The sequence below is a fragment of the Bombella pluederhausensis genome (genome assembly GCF_026385525.1).
Classification (GTDB): Bacteria; Pseudomonadota; Alphaproteobacteria; order Acetobacterales; family Acetobacteraceae; genus Bombella; species Bombella pluederhausensis.
Genome location: NZ_JANIDY010000002.1, coordinates 129,479 through 147,123, shown reverse-complemented (window position 1 = coordinate 147,123; position 17,645 = coordinate 129,479). Strand labels below are relative to the sequence as shown.

18 protein-coding genes are annotated in these 17,645 nt (G+C 55.6%); 8 read left to right on the top strand and 10 right to left on the bottom strand.

Annotated features, from left to right (window positions below):
• Window positions 1-7: 7 nt before the first annotated feature.
• From fliF to flgG, 7 genes are all read right to left on the bottom strand, one after another.
• Window positions 8-1,633 (bottom strand): flagellar basal-body MS-ring/collar protein FliF, encoded by a 1,626-nt coding sequence (gene fliF / locus NQF86_RS05295; RefSeq protein WP_266116592.1) that lies wholly within the window; start codon window positions 1,631-1,633, stop codon window positions 8-10.
• A gap of 175 nt (window positions 1,634-1,808) precedes the next feature.
• Complete coding sequence (locus NQF86_RS05290) at window positions 1,809-2,174, bottom strand: hypothetical protein (RefSeq protein ID WP_266116591.1); 366 nt, start codon at window positions 2,172-2,174, stop codon at window positions 1,809-1,811.
• A 27-nt stretch (window positions 2,175-2,201) separates the two neighbouring features.
• Window positions 2,202-2,786, bottom strand: a complete 585-nt coding sequence (locus tag NQF86_RS05285) for a MotE family protein (RefSeq protein WP_266116590.1) — start codon at window positions 2,784-2,786, stop codon at window positions 2,202-2,204.
• A 29-nt stretch (window positions 2,787-2,815) separates the two neighbouring features.
• Window positions 2,816-3,337 (bottom strand): bactofilin family protein, encoded by a 522-nt coding sequence (locus tag NQF86_RS05280; protein WP_266116589.1) that lies wholly within the window; start codon window positions 3,335-3,337, stop codon window positions 2,816-2,818.
• A 76-nt stretch (window positions 3,338-3,413) separates the two neighbouring features.
• Window positions 3,414-4,190: a flagellar basal body L-ring protein FlgH gene (flgH, locus tag NQF86_RS05275; protein WP_407652877.1), complete on the bottom strand. Its 777-nt coding sequence runs from the start codon at window positions 4,188-4,190 to the stop codon at window positions 3,414-3,416.
• Entirely contained in the window at window positions 4,190-5,248 is a 1,059-nt protein-coding gene (flgA, locus tag NQF86_RS05270; RefSeq protein WP_266116588.1) for a flagellar basal body P-ring formation chaperone FlgA, read from the bottom strand. Before flgA ends, flgH begins: the two co-directional genes overlap by 1 nt.
• A gap of 17 nt (window positions 5,249-5,265) precedes the next feature.
• Entirely contained in the window at window positions 5,266-6,054 is a 789-nt protein-coding gene (gene flgG / locus NQF86_RS05265; protein WP_043558144.1) for a flagellar basal-body rod protein FlgG, read from the bottom strand.
• 290 nt (window positions 6,055-6,344) lie between these two features.
• On the opposite strand from flgG, the gene flgF reads away from it, so the two are divergent.
• From flgF to NQF86_RS05225, 8 genes are all read left to right on the top strand, one after another.
• On the top strand, window positions 6,345-7,100 hold the full coding sequence (flgF, locus tag NQF86_RS05260; protein WP_266116587.1) for a flagellar basal-body rod protein FlgF: 756 nt from the start codon (window positions 6,345-6,347) through the stop codon (window positions 7,098-7,100).
• Between the two features lie 159 nt (window positions 7,101-7,259).
• Window positions 7,260-8,807, top strand: a complete 1,548-nt coding sequence (gene flgK / locus NQF86_RS05255) for a flagellar hook-associated protein FlgK (protein WP_266116586.1) — start codon at window positions 7,260-7,262, stop codon at window positions 8,805-8,807.
• Window positions 8,808-8,858: 51 nt separating this feature from the next.
• Window positions 8,859-9,944, top strand: a complete 1,086-nt coding sequence (locus NQF86_RS05250; RefSeq protein ID WP_266116585.1) for a flagellar biosynthesis protein FlgL — start codon at window positions 8,859-8,861, stop codon at window positions 9,942-9,944.
• 247 nt (window positions 9,945-10,191) lie between these two features.
• Window positions 10,192-11,193: a thiamine pyrophosphate-dependent dehydrogenase E1 component subunit alpha gene (locus tag NQF86_RS05245; protein WP_323670746.1), complete on the top strand. Its 1,002-nt coding sequence runs from the start codon at window positions 10,192-10,194 to the stop codon at window positions 11,191-11,193.
• Between the two features lie 28 nt (window positions 11,194-11,221).
• Window positions 11,222-12,235, top strand: a complete 1,014-nt coding sequence (locus NQF86_RS05240) for an alpha-ketoacid dehydrogenase subunit beta (RefSeq protein WP_266116584.1) — start codon at window positions 11,222-11,224, stop codon at window positions 12,233-12,235.
• A 34-nt stretch (window positions 12,236-12,269) separates the two neighbouring features.
• On the top strand, window positions 12,270-12,710 hold the full coding sequence (locus NQF86_RS05235; protein WP_266116583.1) for a GlcG/HbpS family heme-binding protein: 441 nt from the start codon (window positions 12,270-12,272) through the stop codon (window positions 12,708-12,710).
• Between the two features lie 93 nt (window positions 12,711-12,803).
• Window positions 12,804-13,709 carry a glycosyltransferase gene (locus NQF86_RS05230; protein ID WP_266116582.1) on the top strand — a complete coding sequence of 302 codons (906 nt, stop codon included), beginning with the start codon at window positions 12,804-12,806 and terminating at the stop codon, window positions 13,707-13,709.
• A gap of 28 nt (window positions 13,710-13,737) precedes the next feature.
• Window positions 13,738-14,670, top strand: a complete 933-nt coding sequence (locus NQF86_RS05225) for a glycosyltransferase family 8 protein (RefSeq protein WP_266116581.1) — start codon at window positions 13,738-13,740, stop codon at window positions 14,668-14,670.
• Between the two features lie 83 nt (window positions 14,671-14,753).
• Here the strand turns inward: NQF86_RS05225 and NQF86_RS05220 are convergent, their stop codons facing one another.
• From NQF86_RS05220 to fliM, 3 genes are all read right to left on the bottom strand, one after another.
• A complete protein-coding gene (locus tag NQF86_RS05220; protein WP_266116580.1) occupies window positions 14,754-15,716 on the bottom strand; it encodes a flagellin in 963 nt (320 codons plus the stop codon).
• Between the two features lie 112 nt (window positions 15,717-15,828).
• Window positions 15,829-16,422: a hypothetical protein gene (locus NQF86_RS05215; protein WP_266116579.1), complete on the bottom strand. Its 594-nt coding sequence runs from the start codon at window positions 16,420-16,422 to the stop codon at window positions 15,829-15,831.
• On the bottom strand, window positions 16,406-17,638 hold the full coding sequence (gene fliM / locus NQF86_RS05210) for a flagellar motor switch protein FliM (RefSeq protein ID WP_266116578.1): 1,233 nt from the start codon (window positions 17,636-17,638) through the stop codon (window positions 16,406-16,408). Before fliM ends, NQF86_RS05215 begins: the two co-directional genes overlap by 17 nt.
• Between the last annotated feature and the right edge of the window lie 7 nt (window positions 17,639-17,645).

Genomic DNA, 17,645 nt, shown 5'->3' with positions numbered 1-17,645 from the left:
CGCCTCCTCAGCTCTCTGCCGATTTTTTGGAAGGTTCAGGCTCCGCCAGCCAGTTACGGACAACGGCGACCGCATCGTCAGGATTTTCCTCAACACGCTGCGTCACACGGGCCAGAGCCTCACGGCGCATCTCGCCTTCTACCCCGTCAACACTGACACGGTCCGGCGTTCCACCAGCCATGCCCATGCCGGTTTCTGCCGCGGAGATGTCAGAGGCAGCTTCTCCTTCCTCCTCATTCCCCTTGCGGGCACGCCGCAGGATCGGCCCCAGCAGCATGGCCGCAGCCCCCAGAATGAGCAGGATGGGAACAATCCACTCAGCCAGATAGATCAGCATGTCCCGTGTAAAGAACGGCGTGTCTTCATGCGGCAGGTCAGCCCCGCCATCCACACGGAACGGCATGGACACCACATTGACCTCATCACCCCGGCTCTTGTCATAGCCGATAGCTGTCTGAACGAGCTGGGTCAGACGCTTGACCTCGGCTTCATCCAGCGGCTTCCATGAGGGCTTACCACCCTTATCTGTCGTGACAGTGCCATCGACCATGACAGCAAGGCTGATCCGGGACACACGGGGCCGTGTCTGGTTGATGACACGGGTCCGTTTGCCGATCTCGTAATTATTGGTTTCATCCGTCCGCTCCTCGCTGGAGCCGGTACGGTTATTCCCTGCATTAGCATTCGGCAGGTTGTTGCCTACGCTGGTATTCTGGTTCGCCTCGCTATTGGCACTCTTATCCGAACTTGTGCTCTGGGAACGCAGAACCTGCTGATTGGGGTCATAAGATTCATCCGTCTCGTGGATGATATCCGTGTTCATGGTCACGGCAGCACGAGCCCGCACATGCCCCATACCGAGCGTGGGCGTCAGAATATCTTCAACAGCCTGCGCCAGACGCTGTTCTTCAGAATGACGCTGCTTTTCCAGTGACGACTCTTCCCCGGCAAGGCTGTCCGGGTCACCCGGACGGGCCAGCACATCACCCCGTGTATCGACAATGGAAATACCATGCATCCGCAGCCCCGGCACGGCGGCTGATACCAGATTCTGGATCGCCGCAATGGCATCCTCAGACACGGCACCGGACCGGCCTACGTCCAGAATAACACTGGCCTGGGACGGGTTTGTCTCCGTGGAAAAGAGATCACGATGAGGCAGGACAAGATGCACACGCACATTACGCACACCATGAATCAGCCGGATGGACCGCTCCAGCTCACCCTCCAACGCACGGGTCTCATCAATGCCCTGTTCAAACTGCGTACTGGTAAGGGTCCCGCTCTTATCGAACAGCTCGTACCCCACGGCCCCACCGCCGGGCAGACCAGCCTTGGCCAGAAGCAAACGAGCCTGTGCCACATCATTCGCCGGGACATACAGGCTGCGCCCATCCGGCCCGGTTGTTGTGGGAATGTGCGCTTTTGTCAGGTCATCCACCATCTCGGCGGCTTCATTCAACTCCAAATCCCCGTAGAGCAGGGACATGGGCGCTGCCCGATTATGAAAGGCAATCACGCCCAGAGACAGAAGCAGAAGCACACCAACAACCCCAAGAGCCATGAGCCTCATCCGGCCCAGACACTTCAGGCCTTCCATAATCTTCGGCAATCGGAGCTTATCGAAATTCATATGAAAGGTATCTACCTGCTTCTCTATCCCCAGAAACAACATAGGTTGTTCCCGGACTTTCCATGATCTGCCCTACTGGAGAGAGGACACCTGAGCGCCTCAATTAACCTTGCAAAAGACAAGGTGTAAAGTAATATATAAGGCCAATTATAAACACTTCCCTTACATTAAACCTTTATGGCGTATAGTAAGGGTTGGAAGGAGGAACTTTACCTTCCGGCATCATGAGGCGATTGGCATTTTGCTGTGCCGTAAGCCCTCGCGGGCCTTCATAGGCTTCATGCGCCATGTTGGGCGTCAGTTCTGGTCGGGCCCAGCAATCCACACCGTTCCAGCTTTGTGTACAGTATGGCTGCGGGGGTGGTGTCCGTTCTGGCGGATTGCACCAGTCTTCCCCTTCTTCCAGATAGCCAGCCTGACATTCCCGCCCTGTCAGCTTGCTGGCTATGTAATCCGGCGCACAGGCCGTCATCCCTACAAGAACGGGCAGAAACATCATCATGCGCTTCCATGATGCACGCATGGAACAGGAACGCTTCATCTCTTATCTGTCTCCCATTGCCGCCCCTTACTGCCGTGAAGGCAGAAGCGGCCCATGCTGTGCCATGCTTTCATAATGTAGGGCCTCCAACATACCCGATTCCGTACTGGCTTCCTGCCCTGCTGGCAGAGAGGCATCAGAGCCGTTCATCATGACAGGCACCGACAGCACGGCATGATGAAAATGCCGCACACCCACCAGATACTGGGACACCAGATTCACACGGTCTGGCGTCATATGCGCCATGATGCCCGACAGCCGGCGAATGTTCATGGCGGTCGCAATGGCGATCAGCACATGCGGGTCCATCACATTAAAGACCGTAGCGGCCTCACGGGGGCGCATAGCCTCGTAAATACCAACAAGTCGGGTCACAGCCTCCTGCGGAACGAGCTTGTGATTATCCACATGCTCGGAAAGCGCTGCCATGGACTGATTCAACACATGAAAGCGCATTTCCAGCGCCTTGCGGGCTGACCCCAGAATGCGCTGCTGCTCCTGCATCTGCTGTTCCACCCCATCCATAGGCAGGGTTTCCTCGGGTACGGCAGACTGGGCAGCCGCAACAGGCCACAGGGTCAGGGTCAGAGCCAGACAGACCCCTGCCCCCACTCCTGCAGGATGAAAGCACGCCCTGCGCATCAGCCCCCCAACGGAATGTCGGCGTCTTTATCCGCCTCGCTGATATCAGGTGTCTGAGCGGGCCAATGCGGGTCAGGCTCATCATCACCAACCAGTGTATCGGCCTTCATAAGGGAAGCATCCTGCTTTCCTGCTGCCGCTTTTCCGATGGCTGTGTCACCACCCCCCTTACGGGAGACGGAAATGCGTACATCGCCCTCAAAACAGGCATCTTCATGAATGGCGCAACCTGTCGGGTTTCCCATTTCAATCACGCAGTCCGAAATGCGGGCACCAGCCCCCGCGGAAAGCCGTGGTGTGGTGAACGTCACCCCAGACACACAACCATCAATCATGACAGAAGCAGCCTCAACCCGTCCGTCCTTCATCACGCCTGTCTCAGCAAGATGAAGCTGCCCAGCTTGAAGCTCAATATGCTCCACCTCTCCGGCAATGCTCAGGCTGCCTTCCAGCGTGCCGTACAGATTCTCCACAACAAGTCCGCCGGGGATGAATCCTTCCAGCTGTTTTGACTCAGACATTCATGTGCCTCTCATTTCCATGCCATCATGATGGCTTACAGTTTCACAACATCAGACAAGAACAGCCTCCCAGCCCTCAGAAGGGCAGGACACTATCCAGTACCTTCTGGCCATAACGGGGCTGCTGATACTGCGAGAGCTGCCCCCGCCCCCCGTATGAAATCCGAGCCTCCGCAATACGGTCATGCGTCACCACGTTATCCTCCGAGATGTCCTGCGGACGGACGACACCACTGACCATAATCTGCCGCAGCTCGCCATTCACACGGACTTCCTGCCGGGCAACCACCACGAAATTCCCGTTGGGCAACACCTGCGTAATCACCCCCGCCAATGTCAGCGTGACCGTATCAATCCGCCGGATCGTCCCAGCGCCGTTATTGGAGCTGGAACTGTTGGTCTGGAGAGCGTCTGCGCTGGTCAGATGGGACAGAGTCTTCCCTTTGAAGCCGAACAGACTGGGAATCCCGAACACTTCTGCACCGCTGCCAGAAGCTGTCGTGTTGTTGGTCACATTGGCCGTATCCGCCACCTGTATCTTCACCGTCAGCAGGTCACCGGCCTGTGCAGCCCGCTGGTCCTTGAAGAAGGCACGGCTACCCGGCCGCCAGAGGCTACCAGCCTCCGTTGGTGGTGCCTGAAGCGGCGGCGTAGGCATTGTCACAGGGCGATAATCCGGTGCCTGTGTTGGATCGGCCGTACGTGTCATACGGGGGAGATGCCCCAGCTCACTCATGGTTCCAGCCCCCATGCAGCCCGAAAGCCCCACCAGAGCCACTGGCACGGCCTTCCGCCAGAGCCGGGACAGTCTCTGCCATGAGAGATCACGAAACAGCATGCGTACGGGATACATCATGGCCTGTTCCTGTCCCCCAGCATCAGGCTGCTGATACCCAACCGCCTGACTTCCTCCGAATCAGGTGGAATGGCCGTGGAGGACGCATCAACCCGCACCTCTCCGGAGGCAGAGACTTTCCCAATAAGAACCATCTTGCTGCCCAGATTCAGCGCATGGATGAACTGGCCGCTGCCACCATCTTCCAGCGCACGGCCTGTTGCCGTCAGCCGGATGCCCGTGCTGTCATAACTCAACAGAACCGGGTCTCCCCGATGCACAAGCACAGCCCGCCGCAGGTCTGTCCCCTGCACAGGCTGCCCCGCCCCAACCGTACGAACAAGTGCCATGCCAATCATATGGTCAGGTTCCGGCAGGGTACGAGCCAGAGGGGGCACTGTCCCCGTGAAGGCGGGGTCTATATGCATGTCATCCGGCTGAATGATATGACCGGACGGCAGGGCATGGTCATACACCATCACGGGCTGTACCGGCCTGATGCTGCCCCGCAGCGTGAAGCTGTCCGCCGCCATCTCTCCCGCAGGATGAACGGGCTGTACAGTCGCCGAAAACTGGCCTGTCTTGTGATCCCAATTCAGATTGGAGAGTGTGGCCGGGTCCTTTTCGCTTTCACCCGTCACCAGCGGCGTGAAGCTGGTCACATCCACCACAACGCCACCTTCATCCTGGGAGATGGCCTTACGCACAAGGGACGCATAATCATCCCGCCCCAGCACACGCCCGGCACGGGTCAGTGACAGGCTGGTAGATGATGACTGGTCGTCCCAATCCACACCATACTGGTCCGCCAGAGCAATGAGTTGTCCGCCGCCAATGGTGATGGTTTTTCCCGGTGCGGGGGCTGGACCAAGCAGACGATCCTGCCCACTCTCCAGACCGCTGAACACGTCTGACAGATAAACGGACGGTCCATGCACCACACCAGAAGGCCGCAAAGTCGCCGCTGCGACCACGCCTGAAAGCAGACTGCCCGCCAGTGCCAGCCCTGCCCCCAGCCGAGACAAAACCAACAGAACACGCTGCCCATTCCTCTGGTGTCTGATGAGAGATACCATACAGCCGCTCCCCAGCCTCAACGCAGGTTGGTCAATGTCTGGAGCATCTCATCGGAGGCGGTGATGCTTTTACTGTTCATTTCATAAGCACGCTGAGCCGTGATGAGGTCGGTAATTTCCGTCACCGCATTAACGGCCGATTCCTCCACAAACCCCTGACGGATTGTTCCAAAACCTGTCGTCTCAGGATTGCCGATGATGGGGTCACCCGATGATGTGGTCTCGGTAAAGAGGTTCTGCCCCATAGCCGCCAGACCATTCTCGTTCTGAAAGGTCGTCAGCTGAATCTGGCCGGCCACCTGAGAATTAGGCTGGCCCGAAAGCGTGTACTGCACCTGCCCCGTCTGATCGATCGTAATGTTCTCGGCATTATTCGGAATGGAGATGTTAGGTGTCAGCGGGTACCCGTCTGCCGTCACGATCGTCCCATCCTGCGACAGGGAAAAGGTACCGTCTCTCGTATAGGCATATTCCCCATTAGGCAGCAGAATACGGAAATAGCCCCGCCCTTCCACGGCGAGGTCCAGCGCATTGCCGGTCTGGGAGAGGGTTCCCTGCTCGTTGATACGGTAAATGGCTGCCGTCCGCACACCCAGCCCCACCTGTGCCCCGGCTGGCACACGATACCCTGTATCGGAGCTCATTGTCCCAACCCGGCGGAGGTCCTGATAGATCAGATCCTGAAACTCAGCACGGCGCCGTTTGTAGCCGGTTGTCGTCATATTGGCGATGTTGTGAGATATGGTCTCCACATTGGTGGACTGGGCCTGCATCCCCGTTGAAGCAACATCAAGTGATCTCAGCATAGATGAACATCCTCACGACTCTGCCACCATCCACGCCTCAGGGACGAAAGGCCATCACGATCATGGCAGGCACAGAAAATACATTAACTGGCCTTTCTCATAGACCGACACAAAAACCATTATCAAGGTTAATTCTGAAAACAGACCATAAACAGCCCTTCAAAATAAAGAGCTGTTAGCAAATATTGACTTTTAAAGACTATATTAAGACAAAAAACCTTCCAATTTCATGTTTAACAGGTCATGATATGGTGATTCATACATAAATATAGCCTTGAGGAAGACTCTTCATGGATGTAACCGGCTATCTTGCCCTCTCACGCATTGATGCACTGACACGCGGGCTTGAGGTTACGGCCAACAATCTGGCCAACAGCAGCACGGATGGCTTTAAGGAACAGCGTGTCCTTTTCTCGGATTATCTCTCACGCCAGCACGGCGACCATCTGGTCAATGGCGAGAAAGTCCTGACCTATAATCAGGACAGGTCCACCTATATGGACACATTGCAGGGTGAGCTGCGCCAGACAGGCAACCCTCTGGACCTTGCCATTAATGGAGCAGGCTACTTCGCCGTGCGCACACAGCAGGGAATCAGACTGACCCGTAACGGGCAGTTCCACCGCAGCGAGAATGGCACACTGGTGGATTCGTCTGGCAATGCCCTGCTGGATGACCAGCGCCGCCCCATTACCCTCACACCGGACGATCAAGTTCTGCCACTCGGCATTGGTTCTGATGGCATCATTTCCACGGAAAAAGGGGATATTGCCCGCCTTGGTCTCGCTACGGTGGACAATCCCAACACACTTCATGCCGAAGGCAACCACCTGTTCAGCCCTGCCAATGAGAATGATCTACGCCCTGTTCCAACACAGGAAATACGACAGGGCATGCTGGAATCCAGCAACGTCAATGCCGTGGAAGAAACAACGACCATGATAAAAACACAGAGGGAATATGACCTAAATTTCCAGCTTCTTCAGACCGAATTTACCCGCCGCCTGAATGCCATTGATAAAATAGCAACAGAGGTAACGACATAAGACTATTTGACATAGATCAAGAAATAACACTGAAATATAGGCCTTGTGTTTAACTTCCTGTAATATTCCAGCCGTAATCTGGCCACTGATGAGAGCTCTTTGTCTTTCATCAGAATCATGATGGCCATCAGGCCAATTCCTCATTCCAGGAGAAAGAATATGGATCTTGGCCTGTCCCTCAACATTGCTTCAACGGGCCTCAAGGCCATTGAGAATGAGCTGGCAACGACCTCCGACAATGTCACCAATGCCTCCACACCGGGCTATGTGGCGGCTTCCCCCGTCACGTCATCTGCCGTGGTGTCCGGTATCGGGGTCGGGACAACCTCTGGTACAAGCCGGCTCAACATCTCACAGCCTTTACAGGATGCGCTCTACCAGCAAAATGCCCATGTTGCCGGCCTGACAGTCACCGATAACTCCCTTGCTGCCGTTTCCTCTGTGCAGGGTACGACAACAGGGTCTGATGGTGCCAATACCATCGGCACCCTGACCAACAACCTGCAGAATGTCAGCACGGCCTTCATCTCCCTGAGCAACACACCGCAGAACAGCGCCTCGCAGCAGGGGGTTATCTCCGCAGCGCAGACTCTGGTCAGCAACATCCATACGCTGTCTTCCGTCTATCAGGCCCAGCGACAGGGCGCTCAGGATACCGTCACCAACACGGTCTCCGGTATCAATACCGACCTGACCACCATCGGGCAGATTTCTCAACAGATCATGCTGGCCCGTACCTCCCATGCCAATACGACAGACCTGGCCAATAAACGGCTGGAGGTTATGCAGGGGCTTTCCAGCAAACTGGGTGTTACCTTCACAGAGAAACCCAATGGCGACATGCTGGTCAGCACGCAGGACGGCACACGCCTCCCCACACGGCCAGACCAGCTTGGCCTCCCGGATGGCCAGTTCACAGCCCCTAACGCCAGCTGGCCACTCTCCACAAAAGCCACCAATCTGACCCCCAGCATGTACCATGCCACCGATGGCAGCGACAAAGGCGTACCGGGCATCATGCTGGCAGGACGGGACATTACGTCTCATCTAACAGACGGAACACTCGGGGCAGCCCTCACCCTGCGCGACAACACATACCCGCAGATGCAAGCTCAGCTTGATTCCTTCACCTACACACTCGTCAACCGCTTCAATGCGGCCGGAGTGCCTCTCTTTACCAATGGCACCTCATCATCCCTCTCATCCGACCCGACAAAAACATCACCGGCTGGCCTGGTTGGCCTTTCCTCCCAACTCGCCGTATCCGGAACGTACCAGCAGTCCCCTTATCTTCTGACAGCATTCGGGGCTGACAACAGTCACGTCAATTTCGCACCCAATGCCGTGCTGAATCAGGTCATGGGCAGCAGCCTATCCGCCGTTTCTGGCGCTCTAGCGGCTCCATCCACCTCTCTGGGGCCGGATGGTACACAGAGCACCGGCTATGAAGGAACACAGAGCCTTGTCCAGCTCGCCACATCACTGACCACAAGTCAGGCCGGGGTCATCAGCACGGCCAGCAGCAACCTCTCCACGGCAACATCCATCCAGACATCCCTGTCCACGAAAGTGGCCAATGTCTCCGGCGTGGATGTCAACAGCCAGATGGCCACGGTCGTAGCACTGAAGAACTCCTATTCCGCTAACGCCAAGGTCGTCTCCATGGTGCAGACCATGTTCAACACCCTGCTGGATGCCGTGCACTGACAGTCCGCCATCCCGTCCTTCATCTCTCATCATTCATAGGAACCCAGCCCCATGAGCATGACTGTCGGCCAGTATGGTGCAGCAGGCGCTAACCTGATCCTCAATGCAGGCATCAAGCAGATTCAATCACAGCAGAGTCTCATTGCCTGGCAGACATCACAAGGGACATCATCATCCAGTATTGCCGGGCTGGATGATGATGGACAGACAGCGCTTTCCCTCAGTCCGAAACTGGCTGCACTCAACAGCTATCAGGATAATCTGTCATCCATACAGAACCGCCTGTCCCTCAGCTCCACAGCTCTCAAACAGATCACAGACCTTGCACAGTCCCTCAACACGCAGCTTCTGGGTATGCTGTCTTCAGAGGGAAGCAGCACCACCAGTACGAATGCAGCAGCAGGCAGCGCCCAGAACGGCCTCTCCAGTCTTGGCACCATCCTCAATACAACCGATGGCAATGGCTTCATCTTTGCAGGGCATAGCCCATCCAACCCACCCGTCACATCGCCGTCTACATTATATAACAGCCAGCTTGCCCACACCATTTCCGGCCTTGTCTCCGGGCTGACAGACAGCAACAGCAGCACAATCCTCAGTCAGGCCACCTCTGCCAGTGCAGACAATAGTGCAGGCATGAGCGTATTTTCCTCCACTCTTTCCCTTCCTGCCGATCAGGCACGGGGCATGAGAGCTTCGGCCATCACAGGGCCGGATGACGGCAACATGACCGTAGGGATCGTTGCAACAGAGGGTGAAGCCGCCTCCAGCACATCCACCGGCTCCCCCATCCGAGACCTGATGCGAGATATGATGGTCATGTCCTCTATGAAAGGCATGAGCAACACAACACCAGGCTTTACAAGCCTTGTCCGTCAGCTTCACGATTCACTGGGGCAGACCACCAATCAGCTCATCGACATGAATAGCGGCATCGGCGTAACCCAGAATACTCTGACCCGCCAGCAAGGCATTTTCTCCAGCCTCCAGCTGACAATCAAAGAACAGCTTTCCACCAATCTGAACGTCAATCTTGCAGATGTAGCAAGCCGTTCTTCTGATCTCAGCCTCCAGTTGAAAGCCTCTTTCTCCCTCATTGCCGATACGAAAACCATGTCTCTAGCCGATTATATCTGACCCCCCTGTCATACGGCCACATGACAGAAACGGGCCATTCACCTGAATGAAAAGGGTGAATGGCCCGTTCTGTATTTATGGAAAATAAGGCAAGTTTTACGGAGAATCTTTCTACCGCCCATAAGAGAAAAAACCATAGAAAAAGACTGTCTAACAACGGAAAGGAGACCGGAAACGGCCTGTCCTATCCAGAAAACACCTTAGAAATACAGGTGTTACCCGTAATAGAATTATTATGGAGGCAGTCATGAGCCACGATAAAAAAGAGCAACACGCCTATAACGCATCCATTCCACACGACACGGTGCTCTCTGCCTACCGGCGCATGAAGACGATCCGTATGTTCGAGGACCGCCTACACGAGGATTTCAAGACAGGAAATGTACCGGGCTTTGCCCATCTCTATGCCGGGCAGGAGGCCACCGCTGTCGGAATCTGTAGTCATCTGACAGATCAGGATCAAATCGCCAGTACGCACCGTGGGCATGGCCACTGCATCGCCAAGGGTGTGGGTGTCGTGGCAATGATGAAAGAGATTTATGGGCGGCAGGGCGGCATCTGCAATGGCAAGGGTGGTTCCATGCATATTGCAGACCTGAAGAAAGGTATGCTGGGCGCCAATGGCATTCTGGGCGCTGGGGCACCGCTGGCCTGCGGCGCAGCCCTTGCGGACAAGCTGGCAGGACAGGGCCATGTCGCCATCGTCTTTGGAGGGGATGGCGGCGTGAATGAAGGGGCTGTGCTGGAAAGCATGAACCTCGCCAGTGTCTGGAAACTGCCCCTGATGTTCGTGGTGGAACAGAATGGCTATGCCCAGTCTACACCGCAGCAGAGAACCACATCCGTCAGCAGTTACGAAGACCGTGCAAAAGGCTTCGGCATGCCTGCTGCAACAGTGGACGGGCTGGACTTCTTCGCCGTGTACAAAACGGCAGGCGCCCTCATCCAGAAGATGCGTGAAGGGCATGGGCCTGTCCTGCTGGAATGCCGGACCGTCCGTTTCTATGGCCATTTTGAAGGGGACGATCAGGTTTACCGCCCTGCCGGGGAAGTGGACGATGCCCGGAAAAACCACGACTGCCTGAAGCTGTTCGCAGAATCAGCCCGCAACATGGGCATCAGTCAGGCAGAGCTGGACCGGATTGACCATGAGGTAGCGGAACTGATCGACCGGGCCGTGCAGGAATCCCTCAAGGCCCCTCATCCCGCCCTCAGCGAACTCCATGACGGCGTGTACGTCTCCTACTGAAAAAAACCATTCTGAAGGACCATCAGTCATGACAAGACATATCACTCTGAAATCCGCCATCAATGAAGCTCTGGATCAGGAAATGGCCAGAGACCCGAAACTGCTCCTTTTCGGTCAGGATACGGCTGGCGGTGTTGGTGCAGGCGGCGTGGCCGACACATGGGGCGGCGTGCTGGGTGTCACCAAGGGCCTCTATACCAAATATGGCGACCGGGTGATTGATGCCCCACCGACAGAAATGGCCTATGTCGGTGCTGCCGTTGGCGCTGCCCTTTCCGGTGTGCCCGTGGTGGCGGAAGTGCCCTTCATCGATTTCATGGGAGTCTGCTTCGACCAGCTTCTCAATCAGGCTGCCAAGATACGCTATATGTTCGGCGGTACGGCAGAAATCCCCCTCGTGATCCGCACGATGGTCGGGGCAGGAATCAATGGAGCCGCCCAGCATTCCCAGATGCTGACAGCCATGTTCACCCATATTCCGGGCCTGAAGGTCGTCTGCCCCAGCACACCCCATGACGCAAAGGGGCTGATGATTGAGGCCATCCGGGACAAAGACCCCGTCATCTTCTGCGAACCCAAGTTTCTTTACGAAACATCAGGTGCTGTCCCCGCAGACCCGTACACCATCCCCTTCGGACAGGCCCGGATCGCTAAAGAAGGACGTGACGTCTCCATCGTCACCTATGGGCCGATGGTGCCACGAGCACTGGAAGCCGCCAGCCAGCTGGAACAGAAAGGCATCAGTGCGGAAGTGATTGACCTGCGGACCCTCTCCCCGCTGGACCGTACCACCGTGCTGAAATCCGTCATGAAAACCGGACGTCTTGTGGCTGCCGATGAAGCTCATCCCCGCTGCAACATAGCGACCGACATCGTGGCACAGGTGACGGAACAGTGCTTCACATCCCTGAAGGCCGCTCCCCAGATGGTCAGCGCACCGCATACACCCGTGCCATTCTCCCCTGTTCTGGAGAAAGCCTACATTCCCGGCGCTGAGCAGATCATCGCTGCCGTGAGCAGGACCATGGCCTCCCACGCATGACGGCCCCTCACCTTCCTCAGAACAGATCAGGGATATGAAAAACATGACCAGAGACCCTTACAAAAATAAGGCCACGATCACACTGGATGCCGCCAATGCGCTCATCAAGAGCGTTCTGAAGGCCGGAGAGACACAGGGGCTACATCTGTCTGTCTCCGTGACCGATGCGGGCGGGCATCTGCAGGCTTTTGGACGACATGATCTCGCCGCCTTTCTGACGGTCGATATGGCGCTGGACAAAGCATGGACGGCCTGTTCCTTCGGCAAGCCTACCCATATCTGGAACCAGCTCGTGCAGGACCCGCATATGGCCCCCATAGCCAGCAGGTCACGGATGGTTGCTGTTGGCGGGGGTTATCCCATCATCGCAAACCATCAGGTCATTGGGGGGCTTGGTGTCTCTGGTGGCACGCATGAACAAGACCGTACCATCGCTGAACAGGCCCTAACTGATCTGGGGTTTGAACTTTCCTGACAGACCATTCAGGCCCTGGCCTGATACTTGTTGAGAGATGGTTAATCCATCATAGAAGGGAGACAAAGAGTTACCACGAACGGGGATCCTGCAATGCCTCACCTGACTATCGCCATGGGCCTGAGTGAAACCAACCTGATCCCTGTTCTTGTCTCCATAAAATCGCTGCTCGCCACGACCCGAAACCCTCATGACCTAGCCATTGCCCTCTTTCATGATGGCATCGCCAGCCCCATGGCCAGCATGGTCAAACACGTCCTGTCCTCCTGTGGTACAGCCTTCACGCTCATCGACATGCCCCGCATCCTGTCCGGCTTCGCCTATAAGGACATCATCTGCGATGAGATGCTCTATCCCCTGCTCATTCCGCAATATTTTACATCACGGACGTTCGTGCTCAGCCTCGGTGCTGGAGCTCTGGTACGAGATGACATCACCACATTATTGGAACAATTCCCAACCGAGAAAAAACTGGGGGCCGTTCGCTGCCTCTATCACGCCCACAAGCAGCATGATGCCTTTTATGGCCTCACCCGCGAGGCAGAACAAGACATAGGACTGACACAACCAGAACGTTATTTCAGCCGGAACCTTCTTCTGTTCAACCGAAACGCCATTTCCACCATGGAGGGACAGACCTGCATCCAGCTTCTTGATAAAGGCTGGCGTGCCCGTGATGAGGCCATCCTGAATCATCTGTTTCAGCAGGAACTCCATCTCTTTCCGCAATCATGGAATATCCCGATGGAACTATTCACCGAACCTGAAGATAGTTTCATTCCTTCTGCCCGACAGGCCGTCACAGAAGGCAGAAAAGACGTGAAAATCTGCCAGTTCTCATCCTCACTGCATCCAAACAGGATCGACATCGGCCTGAACCAGACAAACAACCATGCTCAGGACTATAAAGCCATCGCCCGAACCATCATGCACGCTATGGCGGACTATGCTCCGCAAGCCCTGTGTGGCCCTATGTGGGACACGATGAGCGCTATCTGAGATTCTCATCTATAAAACGAAGGTCATCATGTCTCGTATTCCTGTCGTTCTGTCCCTCAACAGCAACTATATCATCCCGGCCCTCACCGCCATGAAGTCCGTGCTGGACACAGTATCAGACAAGAACCGCATTGAGTTCGTCATATTGCACAGCGCATTGGACAGCCAGACGATCGCTATTCTGGAAAAAATCGTGACGCACCATGGCGGCAGTATCTCTTTCCTGAATATGACCCACATATTCATGGCTCATGGGCAGAACCCACCCGACAAAATGGAAATGCTCGCCTCCATTCTGATCCCCGTCCACTTTACGGACCACAGATACGTTTTCTGGCTGGATGCCGATACACTTATGAAGGACGACATCCTTTCACTCACTGGCGCCATGCCACCGGATAAAAAGATAGGGGCTGTCCGCTGCCTGTTCCGCAATTACCTACACAACCAGAACCCGACATCCCCTCTCTATCAGGAAACGGCACTGGTAGAAGTTGAATCCATATGTGACTATTTCAATGCCGGTCTCATCCTGTTCAACATGAGAGCTATTTCCAGCGAAGATGGCAGACGCTGCCTACAGCTCATCTCCCGGAACTGGCCGGGATATGGGGAAAGCATCCTCAATCATGTGTTCCAGCATTCCCTACATTTCTTCTCATTGCGCTGGAATTTCCCCATGATGATCATCGCTGAATCACCGGCACTGTTCAATCCCACTATCCGGGATGATCTACAGACCAGTCGTAGCCATATCAAAATGTGCCATTTTCTTGGGCCTTCCAAACCATGGAGCAAACACCATGCCGGATGGTTCCGAGATAATCTCTATCCCACTACTTTCACTGAACATCGGAATGATTACAGGAAGGTCTGTCAAGCAATCATGCAGGATATTGCCCTCGTGGCACCACCGATTATCTGCGGCCCCTCATGGAACATCATGACCAGCAGCCACTAAAAAACGCCACCGTGAAAACACGGTGGCGTCTGGCACAATCATCACCCAGAGACGACCGGCCCCGAAGGACCGGCCCATACCCCTTACTGGAACAGGGAAAGAATGTTCTGAGACTGACCATTTGCAATGGACAGAGACTTAATGCCGAGGGACTGCTTGGTCTGCAGAGATGTCAGCTTGGCGGATTCAGCGGACATATCAGCATCCGTCAGGGCACCAGAAGCCGCTGTCAGGGAGTCGGAGGACTTCTGACCGTAGGCACTCATGGAATCAATGGTCTGCTGGTTGGAACCCAGATCAGACGTCACGTTCGTCATGGCAACGATAGCCTTCTGAACACGACCGATCATATCAGCAACGGCCTGCTTCGGATCGCTGGAGCCAAAAGCAAGGGAAGCACCCGTGGCGCTGGCTGTCAGGAAGACGTTGGATGTCGGGTCAGAACCAGCCTTGCCGCTGCTTGTCAGGCCCAGAACATCGGTCAGGGTAGCACCTGAAGCACCTGTCGTAGCGGAGATCAGGCTGCCATAGCCGGTCAGTGTCTGTGTATCACCCTGAAGACCCGTAACGAAGGTCAGGCTGTTGGAGGTGATGCCCAGACCATCAGCCGTACCGCCAGATGTACCGCCGGACAGCAGGTTGATCCCCTTTGTCGTGGCGTTACGGGCAATGGTGTCGATACTTTTCATGTAACCTGTCAGCTCCTTGTCGAGCTGACCGAGAGATGAGGAGTTGCCCAGATTGTTACCAACAGTCGTCACAGCGTTCTGAACGTTCTGAAGGATGTTGATGATGCTGTTGGCAGCGGAGTTTGTGGAGCTGACAATCTGGGATGCATAGCTCAGACCATCATTGACAGCGCTCTGACCGGCAATGTCACCACCGATCTGGGAAGAAATACCGAAAGCAGCCGGGTTGTCGGAAGCATTAGCAACCTTCTTACCAGTGGAGACGGCGTTTTCTGTCTTGGCCAGATCGCTCTGTGTGGTGTTCAGTGTTTCCAGAGCAACCATTGAGGACTGGTTGGTATTGATGGAAAGACTCATGGTCTTCTCTCCTTGCGCATCTGTTTAAGAACCAACGCATTGCGTTGACAGATGGATAGAAACACAGAAGTTTTACATGATTCTTACAAGGCCTTCCTGAAATTACACAGGCTTAAATGGTTCGTGCCTGATCCTCACCATCTTTCTGACGCAGATAAGGCCGTGGCCCCCGCAGACGCCCCGGAACAGGTACGGCGATCTGGTCGGAAAAATGCGGGGCCTGCCCGTCTTTCACACCAGCAGCACTTTCCACCGATTCGGTAACGGCATGTCTGGCCTGTTCAAGAAGTTCCTGCTGTTTTTCCACCTGCTCCTCAAACTGGCGCAGCAGGGCCTGTGCTGCCTCCATAGCAGTGCCCATCCCTGCTTCCTGCTTTTCAGCCCGTTCCAGAAGGGCTGACAGCGAATCGGCAGTTTCCTGCGTCATCTTCTTCTGGTCCAGCAGGTCTTCCTCCACATTCCGGGCACGATCCAGCAGGACAGAAAGGCGTCTGTCACCCTGACTGACCTCATGCCGAACCCGCTCGAACATACTGTTGACCTGCTCGGTTGACGAATCGAGCGTTGCCACCATCTCGTTCAGCGCCGTGTAAGATTCCCGGATCACCCCCAGACGCCGGACAATAAGGCGGGAGCTGATAATTCCCGCTATCAGAACGATCATCAGGAGGATCTCGATGATGAGCTGACTATTTTTCAGAAGCATGATGCTCCTCCTGCTCTACTGAATGATGACCGACCATCCCGCCCAGAGACGCCAGAAGCTCCGGCGTCAGTTCTTCTTCGGGGGGGATCAGCCTCTGATCGATCCGAACCGCCTGCATCTTATGCAGCCGCCCTAACGTGCCCTCAAAGATCGGTATGCCGTCACATTCCATCCGCACATGATGCGGTGATTCCCCCTTGCTGGGCAGATGGAGGACACTCCCCTTTTTCAGGTCAAGAATCTGGGAGAGTGGGAAATCCGCCGTCTCGAACACAGTAGAGACTGTCACGCTCGTTTCCATGATTTCGGAAATAAGATGACTTTCCCAGATGGAGTCATTGCCGAAATTTTCCCCCATGAACTGCTGGGTCAGCTTCTCCCGCACCGGCTCCATCGTGGCATAGGGGATGACGATATCCAGATCACCACTCCTGTCTCCCATATCGATATGGAAACGGGCCGCAATAGCCGCATTGGAGGGACGGGCAATTACGGCAAGGCTTGAACTGATCTCCAGCCTCTCGAAGCACAGATCAACTTTACCAACCGGCGCAAAGGCCTCGGAGAGATCAGCCAGCGTGATGACGATCAGCTTCTCGATCAAGGCACGCTCAAGGGCTGTATGGGGGCGATTCTCAATGATCTTTGGGCCAGCACCCCGCTCACCGCCCATCAATATGTCCACAATGGAATAGGACAGAGCCGAGTCTACAACGACGAGGCCATAATTCTTCCACTGTTCCGCACGGAAAACGGAGAACAGGGATGATGACGGCACCTCTCCCATATAATCCCCAAAACGCAGGGACCGCATGTTCTCCATGGTGATATCGACATTGTCGTTTGTAAAACCACGCAATGTCGAGGACAGAAAACGCACGAGCCTGTCGAACACGTTCTCCAGCATGGGCATACGCTCATAAGCCACAAAACCGGCCTTGACGATGCGTTCCATGCCACTTTCTTCCCGCATGGCAGATGCGGAGAACGCATTGCCCAGCATGGCATCAATGGCAGACTGGTCCAGCGCATGGCCATCCTCCCCACCATCAGGGCCCTCATGCGCATCGGCCCCGGCAAGAGGGGGGTCATCCTCTCCCGGGGCGTCATTCCAGTCAGCTGTTTCTGTTCCATCCGGGCCGGACTGGTCCATCGGGCCCGGCGCTTCTGTCAGGTCGGGCTGCTCGGCCCGGGCCTGCTCGTCTTCATCCGCCATTGGGTCT

Bases quoted from the DNA above. Each gene is read 5' to 3' on its own strand.
- fliF (WP_266116592.1), bottom strand. From the start codon at position 1,633: ATGAATTTCGATAAGCTCCGATTGCCGAAGATTATGGAAGGCCTGAAG.
- NQF86_RS05290 (WP_266116591.1), bottom strand. From the start codon at position 2,174: ATGAAGCGTTCCTGTTCCATGCGTGCATCATGGAAGCGCATGATGATG.
- NQF86_RS05280 (WP_266116589.1), bottom strand. From the start codon at position 3,337: ATGTCTGAGTCAAAACAGCTGGAAGGATTCATCCCCGGCGGACTTGTT.
- flgH (WP_407652877.1), bottom strand. From the start codon at position 4,190: ATGTATCCCGTACGCATGCTGTTTCGTGATCTCTCATGGCAGAGACTG.
- flgA (WP_266116588.1), bottom strand. From the start codon at position 5,248: ATGGTATCTCTCATCAGACACCAGAGGAATGGGCAGCGTGTTCTGTTG.
- flgG (WP_043558144.1), bottom strand. From the start codon at position 6,054: ATGCTGAGATCACTTGATGTTGCTTCAACGGGGATGCAGGCCCAGTCC.
- flgF (WP_266116587.1), top strand. From the start codon at position 6,345: ATGGATGTAACCGGCTATCTTGCCCTCTCACGCATTGATGCACTGACA.
- flgK (WP_266116586.1), top strand. From the start codon at position 7,260: ATGGATCTTGGCCTGTCCCTCAACATTGCTTCAACGGGCCTCAAGGCC.
- NQF86_RS05250 (WP_266116585.1), top strand. From the start codon at position 8,859: ATGAGCATGACTGTCGGCCAGTATGGTGCAGCAGGCGCTAACCTGATC.
- NQF86_RS05245 (WP_323670746.1), top strand. From the start codon at position 10,192: ATGAGCCACGATAAAAAAGAGCAACACGCCTATAACGCATCCATTCCA.
- NQF86_RS05240 (WP_266116584.1), top strand. From the start codon at position 11,222: ATGACAAGACATATCACTCTGAAATCCGCCATCAATGAAGCTCTGGAT.
- NQF86_RS05235 (WP_266116583.1), top strand. From the start codon at position 12,270: ATGAAAAACATGACCAGAGACCCTTACAAAAATAAGGCCACGATCACA.
- NQF86_RS05230 (WP_266116582.1), top strand. From the start codon at position 12,804: ATGCCTCACCTGACTATCGCCATGGGCCTGAGTGAAACCAACCTGATC.
- NQF86_RS05225 (WP_266116581.1), top strand. From the start codon at position 13,738: ATGTCTCGTATTCCTGTCGTTCTGTCCCTCAACAGCAACTATATCATC.
- NQF86_RS05220 (WP_266116580.1), bottom strand. From the start codon at position 15,716: ATGAGTCTTTCCATCAATACCAACCAGTCCTCAATGGTTGCTCTGGAA.
- NQF86_RS05215 (WP_266116579.1), bottom strand. From the start codon at position 16,422: ATGCTTCTGAAAAATAGTCAGCTCATCATCGAGATCCTCCTGATGATC.
- fliM (WP_266116578.1), bottom strand. From the start codon at position 17,638: ATGGCGGATGAAGACGAGCAGGCCCGGGCCGAGCAGCCCGACCTGACA.